We start from the raw sequence: 17,434 nt of genomic DNA, 5'->3' as shown, positions 1-17,434 counted from the left end.
GAAACTCACCCCACCTAAGCAAACAAGCTAGTAATGGGCTGCCCCTTGTCGGTCACGGTAAAGGGACGCTTGGTGCTGGAATAGAGAACCAGATCCAGCGGCAGGCCGAGCGCGTAGGCGATGGTGGCGTTGAAGTCGGGGACGCTGACTTTGTTTTCGGTGACTTCGATGCCTTTGTCCGTCTTGCCATAGACCTGGCCACCGGCAATGCCGCCGCCCCAGAGGACGGAGCTGAAGGCTTTGGGATAGTGGTCGCGGCCTTCGTTTTGGTTGATCTTCGGGGTGCGGCCAAATTCGGAGGTGAGGACGACGAGGGTGTCATCCAGCAGGCCGCGGCGTTCGAGGTCGGTGAGGAGGGTGCCGAGGGCTTGGTCGAGATCGCCGCAGCGTTCTGGCAGGCGTGCACCGATGTCCTGGTGCATGTCCCAGCCGCCGAGGTTCACCTCCACAAAGCGCACACCGTGCTCGACAAGGCGGCGGGCCAGGAGGCAGCCCTGGGCAAAATTGCCCGGACCGTATTCCGCATGCGTTTCGGCAGATTCCTTGCTGAGATCAAAGGCCTCCAGGTCTTCGCTCTTCATCACCTTGATCGCGTCTTTGTAAACGTCGGCATAGGCCTTCACGTTTTTGTAGTTGTAGGACTGCTGGAAGCTCTGGTCGAGCTTGGCGGAGAGGCCGAGGCGGTAGTCAAAGTCGCTTTCGCTCAGCGCGGCAGGGCGGTGGCTGTTTTGCAGGCCTTTGGAGGGATCGTTGAGAATGAGCGGCTGATACGCGGCCTCAAAGAAACCACCGCCGGGATGCTTGCTGTCCCCCGTGATGATGACGGAGCCGGGCAGGTCGGCATTCCCCTTTCCCTGAAACTTCTGCATCCAGGCGCCCAGCGTGGGGTGCCGCGTGGCACCGCGCATGGTGTAGCTGGTGTGCTGGAAGTAATTGCCCTGGGCATGCGCGCCCTGGGTGGAGGTGAGCGAATTGATGATGGCACCGCGGTGCATCATCTTCGCGGTGTGCGGCAGCAGCTCGCCGATCTGCACGCCGTCTGCGCTGGTGGGAATGGTCTTGGTGCCGCCCATGGTGTCTGCACCGGGGACGCAGCCAAAGGTGTCCAGGTGCGTCATGCCGCCGGACATGTACAGATAGATGACGCGCTTGGCCGTGGCGGCCTGCTTCGCCTTGCTGGAGCCTTCAAAGGCAGCATAGCCGCGCGGTGCGAGGGCGCTCATCACGGTGACGCCCAGGCAGGTCTTGGCGATGTTTTTGGCAAAGTCACGGCGGGTGACATCGTCACAGGAGTTGAGAAGCGTTTTCATGGGGGGCGCGTGGGTGGGGAATTACTGGACAAAAAGAAACTGCGAGCCGGTGATGAGCGCGTGGGTGACGTCCGCCACGGCCTTGTCTCCGCGCTCCTTGATGACGGTGTCGAGGATGGCCTTCTCACTGGCCGTGGGCGCACGGCTGAGCAGCGCATGGTAGAGAGTGTCGATCTTCTGCGCGGGCGATGACGCATGGGCAATGGCCTGGTTCAGCTTGGAGGCCGGGTTGCTGAGCACATCGGCAGCGGGGCCGTTGAGAAGTGTGAGCGCCTGGGGCACGGAGGCGTCGTCGCTGGCGTTCTGGATGAGCTCGCGATCGCTCTGGCCAAAGGTGCGCAGGAAGGTGCCGGGGCGTGCGGGGCTGGGCTGCTCGGAGGCGCGGGAGGTGAGGCCCATGGCGTCCTTGCCGTTGCTGCCACGCTTGTAGTTCTTCAGGAAGTCCTTGCGCTGTTCCTTGGTCATGGAGGCGAGCGTCTTGGGATCGACCTGCGGGCGCTTTTCCTGCGCCGGTTTCTCGGGGCGGTAGCCCTGGCGCAGGTCATCCGCGCGTTCCTTGCCCAGCAGGGCGACGAGGATGTCCTTCTCCGAGGACTTGCGAAGGGCGCTGGCTTCCTTGGCCAGCTTCTTCGCCTCCGCCGTGGTGTCGATGCCCTTGGCCTTGTCGGCTTCGAGCTTCGCCTTCATCTCGTCTATGCGTTTCTGGTTAGCATCCAGCTTGGCCCGCCCCTCCTTGGCGATCTGCACCAGCCCCTCCGCCCCCTTGGATTTGACGGTGCCGAGGAACATGGAGAGATCGTCGAGATACTGGTGCAGGCGGGCGTTTTCATCATCGACGCTGTCATCCACGTTGCCCTTGGAGAGCGTGACAAAGGAGTCCCAGATCTGCTCCGCGCTCATGCGGCGGAGGATGGGGCCGGTGAAGTGGTAGGTCTCCCCAAGCGGCACCTCGTTTGCCGTGGCGGCACGCTGGTAGGTGTCGGTATTGTAGAGCACGCGGAGGAAGGATTTGAGGGAGTACTGCTTTTCGACCATGAGCTGGGTGAGGTAGTCCATCAGCGCCGGATTGCTGGCCACGGTGCTGTCGGTCATTTCATCCACGGGCTCGATCAGACCCACGCCGAAGGCTTTCTTCCACATGCGGTTGGCGATGACGGTGGTGAAGCGCGGATTCTCCGGGCTGGTCATCCAGTCGGCAAAGGCGGCGAGCTGCGTCTGGCCGGGCTTGAGCACGGCGTCCTGGCCAAACATGGTCTTGGGCTCCACCTTCTGGCCGGGCTTGGCATCGGGGTATTTGTAGTCTGCAGGGAGGGAGGGCAGCCTGCCTTCCTGCCACTCGGCGCTGGTGTAGCGCAGGGGTTTCATGACGTCCTGCATGGCCCGCTTGACCTGCGCCATGTCCTCTTTGCTGATCTTGGATTCCTCGGCCTTTTTCTCGGCCTGCATTTTGGCACGGTAGGCTTTCTTTTCGGCGGCGCTCATGGCCTGCACGGTCTTCTTGTCCAGCTCCATGCTCTTGCTGGCGCTGCTTTTGAAGTCCAGCCCCCGGCTCTTGGTGTCCATGCCGTAGGTGAAGGCGGCCATGTGGTAGTAGTCCATCTGCGACCATTTGTCGAAAGGGTGGTTGTGGCATTGCGCGCAGACGATGCTGGTGCCCAGAAAGACCTGCACGGTGTAGGCGAGGTGGTCGAGCTTGTTTTCATCCCGCTGCCAGAAGCCGATGCTGCCGCTGTCCCACACACCGCCGTCGGTGGTGAGGAGGTTTTTCACGAACTTGTCATACGGCACGTTGGCTTTGACCTGCTGCTTGAGCCATTCCTCATAAGCCTCGGCAGTGATGCGGCCCTTCACGTTGTCCGTCAGGCGCAGTACATCGGCCCAGTAGTTGAACATGTGGCTGGTGTAGCCGTCGGAGGCCAGGAGGGTGTCGATGAGCTTGCCACGCTTCTGCGGGTCCTTGGAGCTGATGTAGGCCTGCGCCTCCTCCAGGGTGGGGATGCGCCCGGCGATGTCGAGGTAGAGCCGACGCACCAGCACCTCGTCGCTGGCGGGCGGGTTGGGCTTCAGGCCGGCCTTTTCCCAGTCTTTGCTGAGAAGCTGGTCGATCTTCTGGCTTTCTGGCAGAGGGGCCGCTTGCAGCGTGGCGGTGGCGAGCAGGCACGCGGAGAGGAGGCGGAGTGAGGTCATATGCAAAAGGGGCTAAGGGGGCGTCCGGCGCAGAAACGTGAGGCTTCCCTGCTTCTTACCATTAAATGTGAAAAGTGTATGGCGGAGGCCGCGACACCGCCCCAGCCGCCCGGCACGCACAAATTTATACAATGATCTGGCGGCTGAGCCGTTGTGTCGGGTAGTTTTAAGATCGAAACGACCAACCCAACCGCCCTGCATGCTCCTGCCACGCCGCTTCCTGATCGCCTGCCCCGCCCTGCTTCTGTCCCTGTGCGAACTGCCCGCGGCAGCCGAGGGCAAACCGGAACCCAAACCCGCTCCCAAGCCTGCTCCTGCCAAACCCGAGCCTGCCAAGCCTGAGCCCAAACCGGAACCGCAGCGCGATCCGAAGCCGGAGCCCAAGCCTGACCCTGCGAAGCCCGAGCCCGCCAAGCCGGAACCTGCCAAGCCAGCGCCGACGCCACCGGCACAGCCCTCCGCCCCGGCGCAGACGCCACCCGCACCCGCTGCGCCACAGACCACCAGCCTGACCAAGAGCAGCACGGACGCGGACAACAAGCCCAAGCGCAAAAGCGTCGCGGAATTCACCAAGACCTTCAAGCGCATCGACGGCCTGTTCCGCACCTACCTGGACTTTGAGCATGGCAGCCCGTGGCTCTATGTTCAGAAAAGCCAGCTCGGCCCGGAGTTCATCTACTTCAACCACAGCGTGGACGGCCCCGTGGCCTCCGGCCACAATCGCGGCCGCTACGGCGACTCGCTGGTCTTCACGCTGCGCAAGATCTTTGACCGCATCGAGCTCATCGAGCAGAACACCAAGCTCTACTTCGATCCGCAGAACGCGCTGGCCAAGGCGGACAAGGCCAACACCAGCAGCGCCATCCTGAACAGCGAGACCATCGCGGCTGAGGACGAGGAGGGCTACCTCATTCCGTGCACGAACCTGTTTCTGCGCGAAAGCCTGGCGCAGGTGAAGTTCAGCCACAGCGGCGGAGACAAGGCGGTGCTGGGCAGGCTCTCCGAGACCAAGTCCAAGATCCTGCGCATCAACGGCTACCCGAAGAACACCGCCGTCACGACGGAGTACGTGTTTGAAAACCCCACCCCCACCTGGGAAACTGAAGCTGATGTGGCCAACGCACGCTACATCACGGTCAAGGTGCAGCACACGCTGATCGCCATGCCGGAGAGCGACTACAAGCCGCGCCTGGACGACCCGCGCATCGGCTACTTCACGCACCAGATCACGGACATGACGAGCACCGATGTCGCGCCCTACCGCGATGTCATCCACCGCTGGCGGCTGGTGAAGCAGAAGCCCGGCACCGCGCTGAGCGAGCCCGTGGAGCCCATCGTCTTCTGGATCGAAAACACCACGCCCGTGGAGTTCCGCGACACCATCCGCACCGCCGTGCTGAAGTGGAACGAAGCCTTTGAAACTGCCGGCTTCAAAGACGCCGTCGTCGTCAAGCAGCAGCCCGATGATGCCAAGTGGAGTGCAGATGACATCGAGCACAACGTGCTGCGCTGGACCAGCAGTGTGGCCCCCCCCTTCGGCGGCTACGGCCCCAGCTTTGCCAATCCGCGCACCGGAGAGATCCTCGGCGCAGACATCATGCTGGAGTACAGCTTCATCACCAAGCGGCTGCTGACAAAGAAGCTCTTTGCGGATCTGGGGACCGAAGCCGGCACCAAGGCCTTTGACCCCGCTGCGTGCGACGCCTGCGGCTCCGCACGCAACGGCCTGCAGTTTGGCCAGACCATGCTGCGGCTGCAGAAGAGCGACCGCGTGGAGATGGACCGGCTGATCAAGGAATCGCTCTACTACCTCTGCCTGCACGAGGTGGGGCACACGCTGGGGCTGAACCACAACTTCCGTGGCAGCCAGCTTCACAGCCTGAAGGACATCCACAATGCCGAGATCACCGAGAAGACCGGCCTCACCGGCTCCGTGATGGACTACCCGCCCGTGAACATCGCGCCGAAAGGCGTGAAGCAGGGCCAGTACTTCACCACCAAGCCCGGCCCGTATGACCACTGGGTGATCAACTACGGCTACAGCGAGGCGCTGGAAGACCCCGTGGAGGAGGCGAAGCGCCTCGAAGAGATCGCCGCAAACTCCCACAAGCCGGAGCTGGCCTTTGCCAATGACGCCGACGACATGCGCGCCCCCGGCAAGGCCATCGACCCGCGCGCCATGCTCTATGACATGAGCAGCGACGCCATCAGCTACGGCGAGCAGCGCTGTGAGATCGTGCGCACCGAGATCGGCAACATCATGAAAGATGTGTCAGATCCTGGCAAAAGCTGGCAGGAGGTCTCACAGGCCTTTGCCTCGCTGACAAAGGAGGCCAGCAGCTCGCTCAACGCCATTTCGCGCTACGTGGGCGGTGTGTATGTGGAGCGTGCGGTGCAGGGCCAGGCCCCGGGCACAGTGCCCTTCAAGCCCGTGGAGGCGGACAAGCAGCGCCAGGCCCTGGCAGCGCTGGCAAAGCACGCCTTTGCGCCTGACGCACTGGCCGGACCGCCGGAGCTCTACGCGCACCTGCAGCTGCAGCGCCGTGGCTTTGACCACCGTGATGAAGGGGAGGACCCCAAGCTGCATGAGCGTGTGTTCCAGATCCAGCGCTCCTTGCTCGATCAGCTCCTGCACGCCCGCACGCTGCAGCGCATCGAGGACACCACGCTGTACGGCAACCAGCTGAGCCTGGATGAAGTGATGAACACACTGACGACGGCCATCTGCACCGGGGACGACCCCGCCAAGCCGGTGAGCATCGCACGCCAGAACCTGCAGCTCGACTACATCAACCGCCTGCTCAACATCGCCCACAACGGCGGCTACTACCATGCCGTGCAAAGCGTGGCGCTGCTGCAGCTGGAGCGCATCAAGGGCCTCACCTTTGCGAACTCCCCGGCGCATCAGCTTGCGATCAAGTACCGCATCCGCCGCGGGCTGGATGAGAAGTAGGCGGGCTTCAAAGCCATGGACAAAAGAGAGGTTCGCGATGGTGCCGCACAAGACTGCGGCACCAGCCGACGTACCCTCCCGCATGAAATCCCTCACCACCCTCCTCTGCCTCCTTGCCACCGCTTCCCATGCGGCGTTTTCAGACGGCTGGGTGCTGTGGTCTCCGCGTGATGAGGCGAAGCCTGCTGCGAGCACCAGCCAGACGGGCGGGCATGATGGCAAGGGAGCACTGATTCTTGAAACCGGCGAGGGAGAGCAGTGGATCGGCTGCTGGACGCACACGCTGCCGGTGGAGGGTGGAAAGCACTACCAGTTCAGCGCATGGAAAAAAGCCAGCACCATGCCCACGGCGCGCCGCAGTGTGTATGCACGCATTCTTTGGCAGGATGAAAACGGCAAGCCTGTGAGCTGGGAGGAGCCTGCCAAGCAAGGCTACGCCAAAGGCACCGTGCCGCGAGCGGAGCCGGAGTATCCGAATGTACCAGACGGGGAGCCCAAGCAGTGGATTCATTGTGAGAGCACCCTGCGCGCGCCGGCGAAGGCGAAGCAGGCAAAGATCGAGCTCTACCTGCAATGGGCCGCGAATGCGCGTGTGGAGTGGAGCGATGTTTCATTCGCAGCCGTGCCCGCCCCAGCCCCGCGCAAGGTCAGGCTGGCGACGATCCACCTGCAGCCGAAGGACGGCAAGAACCCCGCTGACAAACCGCCGCAGTATGCGCCGCTCATCGCGCAGGCCGCGCAACAGAAGGCGGACCTTGTGGTGCTCGGCGAGACGCTGACCTACTACGGCACCGGCAAGACGATGGCCGAGTGTGCCGAGCCTGTGCCCGGACCGAGCACGGAGTACTTTGGCAAACTGGCCAAGGAGCACCATCTCTACATCGTGGCCGGACTGGTGGAGCGCGAGGGCAAGACGCTGTACAACACCGCCGCGCTTCTCGGCCCAGACGGCACGCTGGTGGGCAAGTACCGCAAGGTGACGCTGCCGCGTGGAGAGATCGAGGCGGGCATCACCCCCGGTCATGACTACCCGGTGTTTGACACCCGCTTTGGCAAGGTGGGCATGATGGTGTGCTACGACGGCTTCTTCCCGGAAGTCGCCCGCGCCCTCACGATCAAAGGTGCGGAGGTCATCGCGTGGCCGGTGTGGGGCTGCAATCCCATGCTCGCTGCTGCGCGTGCCTGCGAAAACCACGTTTACATCGTCAGCAGCACCTACACGGACTCCCGCAAGAACGAGTGGATGATCTCAGGCATCTTCGACCACTACGGCGATGTGCTGGCCAAGGCGGAGGAGTTTGGCACGCTGGCCATCACGGAGGTGGATCTCAACGCGCCCACGCACTGGAACAGCCTTGGGGACTTCAAGGCGCAGATCCAGAGCCACCGGCCTCCGGCGCTCAAGGAGTGATACCACGATCTGTTAAAAACGGGTCTAAAGGTGGAGGCACGAGCTGACGGAGGGGGATCATCTTGATCCCCCCACCTGCAGCGTGTTCGCGGATGTGCGAGAGCGCTGGATGATGAGGGAGGCTCGGCTTTGCGGAGGCACGAGTATGCAGGGCGATGCGGGAGCGTGAGGGATCGGGACGATCCCTCTCCGCCAGAGGCTTCGCCGCAGAGACGGAGGGGGATCATCTTGATCCCCCCACCTGCAGCGTGTTCGCGGATGTGCGATGGCGCTGGATGAAGCGGGAGCCTGTGGGATCGGGACGATCCCACTCCGCCAGAGGCTTCGCCGCAGAGACGGAGGGGGATCATCTTGATCCCCCCACCTGCAGCGTGTTCGCGGATGTGCGAGAGCGCTGGATGAAGCGGGAGCCTGTGGGATCGGGACGATCCCACTCCGCCTGAGGCTTCGCCGCAGCGACGGAGGGGGATCATCTTGATCCCCCCACCTGCAACGTGTTCGCTGATGTGCGATGGCGCTGGATGAAGCGGGAGCCTGTGGGATCGGGACGATCCCACTCCGCCAGAGGCTTCGCCGCAGCGACGGAGGGGGATCATCTTGATCCCCCCACCTGCAGCGTATTCGCGGATGTGCGAGAGCGCTGGATGATGAGGGAGGCTCGGCTTTGCGGAGGCACGAGTATGCAGGGCGATGCGTGAGCGTGAGGGATCGGGACGATCCCTCTCCGCCAGAGCGCTGGCTAGCCGCATGGGATGCTGGCTTACATCCATAAGACCCGTTTTCAACTGTCCGTGGTATGAGTCCCTTAGCCGCTGAAAGGAGGTCTGGTGCAGGCAGGGCCGCCGCTCATGGGGCTGGCACCATCCACACCGGGCGGCTGCCTCTGGGCTGGGCCTTGATGAAGGTGGCGCGTCCGGCGCGCAGGAGGGGGGTGTTGTTCAGAGATTGCATGGTGGCATCTGCCAGCGAAACCCAGAGGGGCGCAGGCATGCCGGGAAGCTGGAAGAGCCAGAAGCCCTGGTAGCCGGTCGCGGCGGCGGCAGTGTCTCCTTTCCAAAGCTGCAGCTGGTCCGCCAGGGCGATGGAGGTGCTGGCCACGAGGGCGGAAGACGTCAGGCCAGCTCTGGCGGGTGTGGTGTCGAGCGGCCAGGGATTGGCAAAGAGGTTGTACCCCGCCTGCAACGGACGGGCGAAAGGCGTGGTGCGCACACTTCCGGTGGTGAGCAGAGGGGCGGGCGCGGGGCGGGCGATCTGCAGCATGACGCCCGTGCCGGGTGGGATGAGAGTGTCATTCACGCTTTCGTGGCTGACGCCTTCAGGCACCCACTGGCGTATGCCGCCGGAGGCGTAGAGCCAGCAGGGGACGTAGCCTGCGGGTGCGTAAAACAGGACCTGGTCGGCGCTGGCGGAGGTGGGGCCGCCCTGAAAGAGGGCGGGATCAAAGACCTCGCCCAGGGTGCGGTGCGGGCGCAGGCTCACGAGAGCCCCGGTCAGACCGGCGATGGCGCTGGCTGGCAGCGTGGTGCATGGAGAGTCTGCGGCAACGACGCAGGCCGTGGAGGTGATGCCCTGGAGATCCAGGCGGTGCCCGGCCTGCGGGCCGCTGAGAATCTCAAGGTAGTAGCTCCGGGCGGGGTCCATGACGGACACCACGGAGGTTTGCTCGCCGAGAGTGACGCCGGTGGCACCTGCTGCGCTGATGCGGCCGGTGAAAAGCGCCTGATGGGTGAGATTGAGGCCGAAGCTCTGCGTGCCGGAATTCAGAGCGGTCTGCTGCCAGCCCACCGGCGTGGTGGTGCTGCTGCCACCGCCTGCCTGCGTGATGCGCAGACGCACGATGCCGCGCGCGAGGCTCTGGCCCGGCAGACTCTGCAGGTCTGGCCAGGTCACGCGCTCCCAGCCGCCGCCCTGGCTGGTGACGGTGGGCGTCACGCTGAGCGGGGTCCAGGTGGCGAGGTCGCCGCTGCTTTCCAGCGTGAAGGTGAACGCCCCCTGCCCTGACGGGCGCAGCACGCTGGCGTCGATGCTGGTGCCACCGCCACGTGCCACGACCTGCAAGCCCGTGGCCGGCTGGACGACGCCGCTGGTGAGCGAGGTGCCGAGCGCGACTTCGAGGAGGTCTGAGGCGCCGTCCTCATCGGAGTGGCTCGCGGCCAGATTGCCGGAGAGTGAAAGGATGACGGGTGTGAGGGAGGCGAGTGTGATGGTGTTTGGCGAAGCCGCCGGCGCTGCGCCTGGCGCACTGACGAGCCACTGGCTCTGGGGGATCACCTCGCGCGTCTGTCCCGGGCTCTCCCACAGCAGCCGCGCGGTGGCGCCGCCGGTGCCTTCGTAGTACTCCATCACCACGGGCACGGCCACGCCCGCCTGCAGGGCGATGACGCCGTTGTTCCAGGTGTCGCCGTGGTCGTTCCAGTCATTGACCAGGAGCTGGCCGTTCACCCACAGACGCACGCCGTCATCCGTCACGGGGATGAGGGTGTAGGTCTGTGTGTAACGCGGGATGAGGCAGCCATGCCAGCGCACGCTGAAGCCATCGGCAGGTATCCGTGAGTCGGGGCTGCCGGTGCCCCAGGCATTGTTGAGTGTGGGCTCTGTGCGGGCAAAGCTGAACTGCTCGAAATTTTTCCCGATGTAGTAGTCCCCGGTGAGGCCATGCGTGCCACCGGCCAGACTGTAGCTCACGGTGACGGGATTGGAGGCGGTGTTCGGATTTCCCGCCGTGTCCTGCGCCATGCCGGCCGGCAGGCTGACAGTGACACTGCCCGCAGCCGCAGGCGCAACCGTGGCTGACCACACCGCCCCGGCGGCGGAAAGCGCGGTGACCGTGCCATTGCTGACGGCAAACTCGGAAGCGAGCAGGCCGCTGACGCTTTCGCTGAAGGTGGCCGTGACCACAAACGGGCCGGTGACGCTGGCTGCGGAGGTGCTGAGCAGCACGGTGGGCGGTGTGGTGTCGGGCGTCGGGGTGGTGTTGACAAACTCCATCCAGTTGAAATTGACGTTGCCGTTCGGGAACTCGATGCGCACGACCGCCGGACCTGAGTTTGCCACGGTCACGCCAGTGAAGGAGTAGGTCTTCCAGGTGTAATAGCTGCCGGAGCTGGTGATGCTGAGCGTCTTGGCCAGCGTGCCATTGATCAGCACACGCACCGGCACCGGGACTGCTGACGGGGTGCTCATGCGCACATTGAGGGTGTAGGTGCCGGCCGTGAGCGCCGTGGTGTAGCGCAGCCACTCGCCCGGGGCGATCCAGCCGACGGAGGGCGTGGCATCGGTGTCTTTGGAGGGCTCAATGTCCACCCCGCTGTCGCGGTAGCGGAGGCCGGAGACGTAAGCGCCGAGGTTGATGGCCTCCGCATCGTGGTAGGCCACCCCTTCCCCGCCCTGGTCAAAATCCTCCGCCTGGAGTTTGACCGACTGTCCGGCGACAACCGGAGCATAGGTGACCGAGAGCAAATTGGAGACGGTGTTCGGATTTCCCGCCGCATCCTGCGCCATGCCTGCGGGCAGCCGCACCGTCACCTTGCCCGCCGCCGTGGGCGTGACGGTGGCAGACCACACACTACCAGAAGATGACAGGGTGGTGACGGTGCCGTTGGTCGCCACAAACTCGGACGCGAGCAGGCCGGTGACGTTTTCACTGAAGGTGGCGGTGACCTCAAAGGGGGCGACGACGACGGCAGCCGGTGTGGCGAGCACGACGGAGGGCGGCGTGGTGTCCACAGGGGCGTAGGTCACGCTGAGCACATTGGAGGCGGAGTTTCCCAGGCTCGTGCTGTCGGTGGCGGTACCGGCGGGGACGCTGATGGTGACTGCGCCTGCGGTGGCGGGGGTGACTTTGAAGGTGTAGCTGGAGCCGCTGCCGCTGAAGCCGGAGACGGCACCATTCGCAACGGCCACATCCCCCAGCGTGAAGCCCGATGCGGAGGAACTGAACGTTGCCGTCACGGTGAAGGCGGTGGTCACGGTGCTGAGCGGCGTGCTGAGCGCGAGGGTGAAGGGCAGCGGCGCGGTGGTGGGTGCATCGTCGATGCTGGCCACGAATGCGACGAGGCTGGACAGGTCCGTGGCCGTCAGCGTCACGCCCTGGTGCGCGGTGATGGCGTCTGCCAGCGTGGCCGCAGAGCCATCGTGCAAATACGGGGCGGTGGCCCAGCTTCCGCGCAGCGTGGGCACATCCAGGCCGGTGAGCGTGCCGCCGAGGCGTTTGCCGCTGGAGGGCTTGAGGGTGCCGATGTTCGCAAAGACATTGGGCGCGCTGCTGGTGAAGTTTACCCCGCTGTGGCAGGAGGCGCAGTTTTGCGTGCGGAAGACCTGCTGCCCCGCGGTGGCGGCGGTGCTCAGCGCGCCGCTGCTGGTGCGGCTGGGGCTGGTGCCGCTGGTGGTGAGAGATTTCACATACGCGGCCAGCGCATCGAGATCGGCGCTGACGCCCGCCTTGGGATCTCCCAGCGGCTGGCTGCGCGTGCCGGTGTTGAGCTGCGTGTCCGTCATCAGCCCGGTGCCGCCGGCCAGGCTGCGTATCTGCCCTTCAAAATCCTGCACTTCGTCAAAGTTGCCGCTCCAGTGCAGCATGCCGTGATTGGCATGGCCTTTCAGCGTGATGGTGTTGCGCAGCCCTTCGCCAAAGCCGGTGAGATCCCACACGCGGCCGTCGTGACCGCCGTCGTTGTGGCAGACGGCGCAGCTCATGTACTGCTGCAGCGCGAGGCGCGGGTCCTGCGCGTCGTAGAAGAGCTGCTTCCCCTTCAGCACCTGGGCGCTGAGTTTTTCAGTGGTGACGGCATTGAGCGTGGCCGTGGTGACGGGTGCGGTGCTGCCGCCCTGCAGGAGGCCGCGCACGTCATGCACGGTGACGGTGCGGTCCATGAAATTCTGCACATACAGCGTGCCGCCGTCCGGCGAGAGCACGAGTCCCTGCGGCGCACGGCCTGCGGGAAAGCGCGTGATCTCCTTGCGCGACCACGCGTCCAGCACGGCCACCTCGCGGCTGGCCTCCAGCGTGGTGAAGACGTAGATGCCATACGGATCATACACAGCGGCGCTGGGCATGCCCGCGTTGTCGATGTCCACCCGTGACGGCAGGTGCTCCGCCTGGGTGGTGAGGTCAATGCGCGAGACGATGGCGCGCACGCTGTTTTCGTGGTTCAGCGGCAGGCCGTCGCGCAGCACACCGCGCTGGATGTTGTCCTGCTTGGAGGGCACCCAGGCCGAGAGACCGTCTGGCGAGATGACGGCCGAGCCCAGGTAGTTCGGCAGGCCGCGTGCGGAGGTGGCGGTGTCTGCGGCGGTGCTGGGGTTGAGCAAAATGGTGCGTTCCACGGCAAGCGCCGCCGTGCCGATGACGACCACCTGCCCGCCTGCGCCCAGGAGCATCGGAGTGGCGGTGTTTTCACCGGCCACACGTGGCGTGATGAAGCGCGTGGCATACACGCGCGCGCCGTCGGCGGAAATGGAAAGATGACGCACGGGGCCGCCTGCATCCACCGAGGCGAGCTGTGCTCCGGTGGAGGGGTTCAGCTTCAGCACGCGGCCGGTGCCTTCCAGCGCCACCCAGGCGGCGGTGCCTGCGGGATCAAAGGCAATTCCAAAGGGCCGCGAGCCATACGCGAGCGTGACGGTGGAGACGACGGTGCGGCTGGTGGTGCTGATGATGCTGATGGTGCCTGCTTCGAGATTCGTCACCCACAGCCTGCCATCCGGCGCCAGCGCGAGGCTGCGCGGCGCGGTGCCCACGGTGATCTCGGCGTAGCGGGCGCGCGTGACGGCATCAAAGGCGGTGACGCTGCTGTTGTCCGGGTTCACGCACCAGACGCGGTCATTGCCCGTGGCGGGGTGCTCATAAACGATGCTGCTGGAGGCGGCAGGCCTGCGCGTGGTGGGTGCGGCATACACGGCCTGGTAAAAGGTGCTGGTGACCATGAGACCCGTATCATCCGTGGCGGTGAGCGTCACCAGATAACGCCCCGGCCCGGGAAAGGTGTGCGCGATGATGGTGGTCGTGAGCCATGCGGTCTCGGGCGTGCCATCGCCAAAGTTCCACTTGTAGCGCGTGTTGATGCCGTTCGCCGATTGGGCGGTGAAGGACAGCGCACTGCCGGTGGCCTTCGGTGCGGCGGCCAGCGGCTGCAGCGTGAGCCCGGCGGTAACGTTCCAGACAAAGGCGGCGCTGGCCGGTGTGCTGATGCCATCGCTGACTGTGACGGTGACATTGAAAGCACCCGCCGCTGTCACCGTGCCTGAGATGACACCGGAGGCTGAGGAGATCGAAAGCCCCGTGGGCAGCCCGGTGGCGCTGAAGGTGATGGGATCGTTCTCAGGATCGTTCGCCGTGACGGGCAAGGACACCACCGCGCCGAGCAGCGAGGCCTGCGCCCCCGGGCTGGTGATCTGCGGCGGCTGATTCTGCGGCGCCACCGTGGGATGGCGCAGATCGCGCAGCGCGAGGATGTCCGGCTGGGAGAGCGGGGCCTGATGCAGCGTGACCTCATCCACCGCGCCTGCAAAGAAGGCGGTGCCGGGGCTGTCGGCGGCGCCCACGACGAGGGGGTTGGCAGCGTTTGGCACATAGGTGCCGGTGTCTTCGTTGACGAGTCTGCCGTTGATGTACAAACGGCGCAGGCCCGTGAGAGTCTGGCCGCTGGCGCTCGTGGTGCGGAAGGTGGCCGCCACGTGCGTCCACTGCCCCACGCTGACCGGGCTGCCTTTCAGGCCGGAGGCATCGGCTCCGGTGCGGAGCTGCCAGAAGCCATCCGCCGTGACCCACAGGCCATAGCCCTTCTTTGTGCTGGTGGATTCATCCCGCGAGGCGAGCACGCAGCGCGCCGTGCCCAGCGCGGCATCATGCCGCACCCACGCGGCGATGGTGAAGTCGTTCGGATTCAGCGCTGCGCTGTAAGGCATCACGACACTCTGGCTTGTGCCGTTGAACAACGCGCTGCCGCCCGTGCCGGGATTGCCGCTGAGCGCGGGATTGGCGCTCGTCGTATTCGCTCCGCCGCCTGCCGTGCCGGCGATGGCCACCAGACCTGCGGCGGTGGATTTCACCTCGCCTGCGGTACCATTCCAGCCCGCTTCATCAAAGCTCCACGCCACCACCGGATTCTCGATGGGGAGGTAAGGCGAGAGGTAGGTGCCTGCGATGATGGACACCGCTGCGTCCCCCGGCTTTGTCCAGCCGACGGAGAGGTGATCTCCCCCGGTGCCGTCCTTCACCAGGGCCTCGATGTAGTAGCGCCTGCCGGCCTGCAGGGGGATCTGCGCGGAGGCCTGCTGCGCATACCACGTCCAGGTCTGAGGTGGTGTGTAGCCCGGCTGGCTGGCGATCTCCACGGCGTTGGCGGGATTCGCATCGGTGCTCAGCATCAGGCTCGACTCATCATCGCTGGAAATGAAGAACTGATACTGCCCGGTGACAGGCACGTAGAGAAAGCCGCGCATGCGCTGGCCGGTGTTGTCGTCCCAGTCCTGCGGGGCGTCAAAGGACGGCTGCAGGTCGCGCCCGTTCGGGTTTGCGGGGAAGACAGTGCTGCTGGTCAGGCTGGCCACGCTGACACCGCCGATGCCCGTCCAGTACTCGCGCATGATCTGGCCGCTGCCGAGATTGGGCAGCAGCACGATCCAGTTGAAGGAAACGGAGGTCACCTGCCCTGCCGCAGTCACCAGCACGGTGCTGCGGTAGGTGCCCGGTGCAGCGGTGACGGTGCCGGAGATGAGGCCGCTGGCGGCATCGATGCCCAGCCCCGTGGGCAAGCCGCTGGCGGTATAGCTCAGTGTGCCGCCCGTGGCGCTGGCGCTGATGGGCAGGGAGACCGCGCTGTTTTGCGTCACGCTCTGCTGCCCGGGATTCGTCACCACCGGCAGCGTGGAGTTCGTCACCTGGAGGATGCGCGCGACGGACCACACGCCGTTCGCATCCACCGCAAACATCATCCAGTAGCCCGGGGTGAGCACATTGATGCTCGCGGGCGCTGTGACCGCATACACGCCTGGCGATGGATTCGTATGCGTGAAGCGCACATGCCGCAGCCCTGTGTCCACCGAATGCGTTTGCGCAGACATGCTGATGGCGCTGAAGTACTGCACGCCGTCGCTGGCGTTCACGGTGAAGATGGACGCAGGGCCGATGCGGTCCGGCGCTGCCGTGATGACGGGCCGCACGGCAGGTGTGCCATCTGCATTGAACAACTGTGGCGGTGTGAAAACCTGCGCATCCTGGTGATCCGTCAGCGCATCGCCCGACAAGCCGCCACCACCCGACCACACGCGGCCGTCTGGCAGCAGCATGGCCAGGGAGTGGTAATTGCGCGGCACGGAGATGTCCGCCACACCGCGCCACTGGCCGGAGTCGGGGTTCCAGATTTCCGGCGTCATCACTGCGCCCACATCGCTGAAAAACTCCCCCGAGGTATTGCCACCCACCACCATGACTTCACCATTGGGCAGCATGACGGAGTTTGAAAAGGAGCGCGCATTCGCCATCGGCGCGGTGGGGGCCACCACGGGTGTGGCGCCATTGAGGTCCACGGTGAAGGCCTTGCTCACCACCTTTCCGTCATCGATGGCCGTCAGGCCCCCTGCCACCACCACCTTGCCCGGCGCATACATGGCCCAGGCTCCCTGCTTGGGGTAGTGTGTGCCGGGAATGCTGGCCCCGGCCGGTGCCATCGACCCCGTGCCGCTGGCGGTGATCCAGTCCAGCGCCTGATGCGGGCCGAAGTGCGCCACACGCCCGTCAGGCGCCACGAGGAAGAAGGGATGCCAGTTGGTCTCGATGGCATTCGCGATGGGCGGATTGGCCACCGCCTGCCACGCGATGCCGCTCATGCGCCGCCAGCCGCTGCTCGCATTCCATTGCTCGATGGTGCCGTTGCCATTCGCGCCGCCATTGCCGCCAGCGGTCAGCACCTCCCCGTTTGGCAGGGCGATGCTCGTATTGTACCACCGCCCGTCCGCCATCGTCTGCGCGGGCACCCATTCATTCGTGCGCCAGTCAAAGAGGCTGGCCAGAGCCGTGGTGCCGTTGATGCCGTTGCCACCATTCACCAGCAGGCGGCCATCCTGCAGGAAGGAGAGCCCGCCGCAGAACATGTCGTGCCGGCCGTTGTTGATCTCGGTAAACTGGCCCGTGGCGGGGTCCCACACCGCAGCATAGGTAAACTGCGGCCCGTCGGGAAAGGTGGTGCGCTGATTGGAGGCAAACGTCAGCAGCCGCCCGTCTGGCAGCAGGGCGCAGGACGTGGGGATGTGCGGCGTCCAGGGGATGACGGCGCTCCAGCTCCCCTGGGTGCTGTACTCGGCCGGAGAGACCGCCCCGATGTTCAGCACCACCGCCTCCGCCGCAGGCGCCAGCCGCGCAGCCTCCGCCAGCAGGGCGTCCGCCTGGGCGTGGCTGAGGCCGTCTGCACGCAGATCCACCGCCAGGAGAAAAAGCAGTAAGAACACGCTCCCAGCCAGAGACCCTGAATGCCGCAGCCGCTGTCGAAAATTTTCAATGCCGAGATTCATAAATGACCATATTTTCAAACCTGCGAAGAAGCGGCCACCCCATGCCCCGGACAATTCAGTAGA

General features: G+C 65.0%; 5 protein-coding genes. 2 read left to right on the top strand and 3 right to left on the bottom strand.

Features of this window, described 5'->3' with window-relative positions; all coding sequences use genetic code 11:
* Positions 1-14: 14 nt before the first annotated feature.
* Together ACFQDI_RS13500 and ACFQDI_RS13495 are read right to left on the bottom strand one after the other, a co-directional pair.
* The gene (locus tag ACFQDI_RS13500) at positions 15-1,310 is read right to left on the bottom strand and encodes a DUF1501 domain-containing protein (protein WP_377167399.1); all 1,296 of its coding nucleotides are present in this window, start codon (positions 1,308-1,310) and stop codon (positions 15-17) included.
* 21 nt (positions 1,311-1,331) lie between these two features.
* Positions 1,332-3,497, bottom strand: a complete 2,166-nt coding sequence (locus ACFQDI_RS13495) for a DUF1549 domain-containing protein (protein ID WP_377167396.1) — start codon at positions 3,495-3,497, stop codon at positions 1,332-1,334.
* Between the two features lie 199 nt (positions 3,498-3,696).
* Between ACFQDI_RS13495 and ACFQDI_RS13490 the strand changes: the two genes are divergently transcribed.
* Entirely contained in the window at positions 3,697-6,450 is a 2,754-nt protein-coding gene (locus tag ACFQDI_RS13490) for a zinc-dependent metalloprotease (protein WP_377167393.1), read from the top strand.
* 82 nt (positions 6,451-6,532) lie between these two features.
* Entirely contained in the window at positions 6,533-7,861 is a 1,329-nt protein-coding gene (locus ACFQDI_RS13485; protein ID WP_377167390.1) for a carbon-nitrogen hydrolase family protein, read from the top strand.
* Between the two features lie 846 nt (positions 7,862-8,707).
* Here the strand turns inward: ACFQDI_RS13485 and ACFQDI_RS13480 are convergent.
* Positions 8,708-17,308 carry an Ig-like domain-containing protein gene (locus ACFQDI_RS13480; RefSeq protein WP_377167387.1) on the bottom strand — a complete coding sequence of 2,867 codons (8,601 nt, stop codon included), beginning with the start codon at positions 17,306-17,308 and terminating at the stop codon, positions 8,708-8,710.
* Positions 17,309-17,434 lie beyond the last annotated feature (126 nt).

Origin of the sequence: Prosthecobacter fluviatilis (assembly GCF_042655725.1) — a bacterium.
GTDB classification, from domain to species: domain Bacteria; phylum Verrucomicrobiota; class Verrucomicrobiia; order Verrucomicrobiales; family Verrucomicrobiaceae; genus Prosthecobacter; species Prosthecobacter fluviatilis.
Note: the sequence above shows the minus strand (reverse complement) of the source record. Positions and strands in the feature narration are given on the sequence as shown.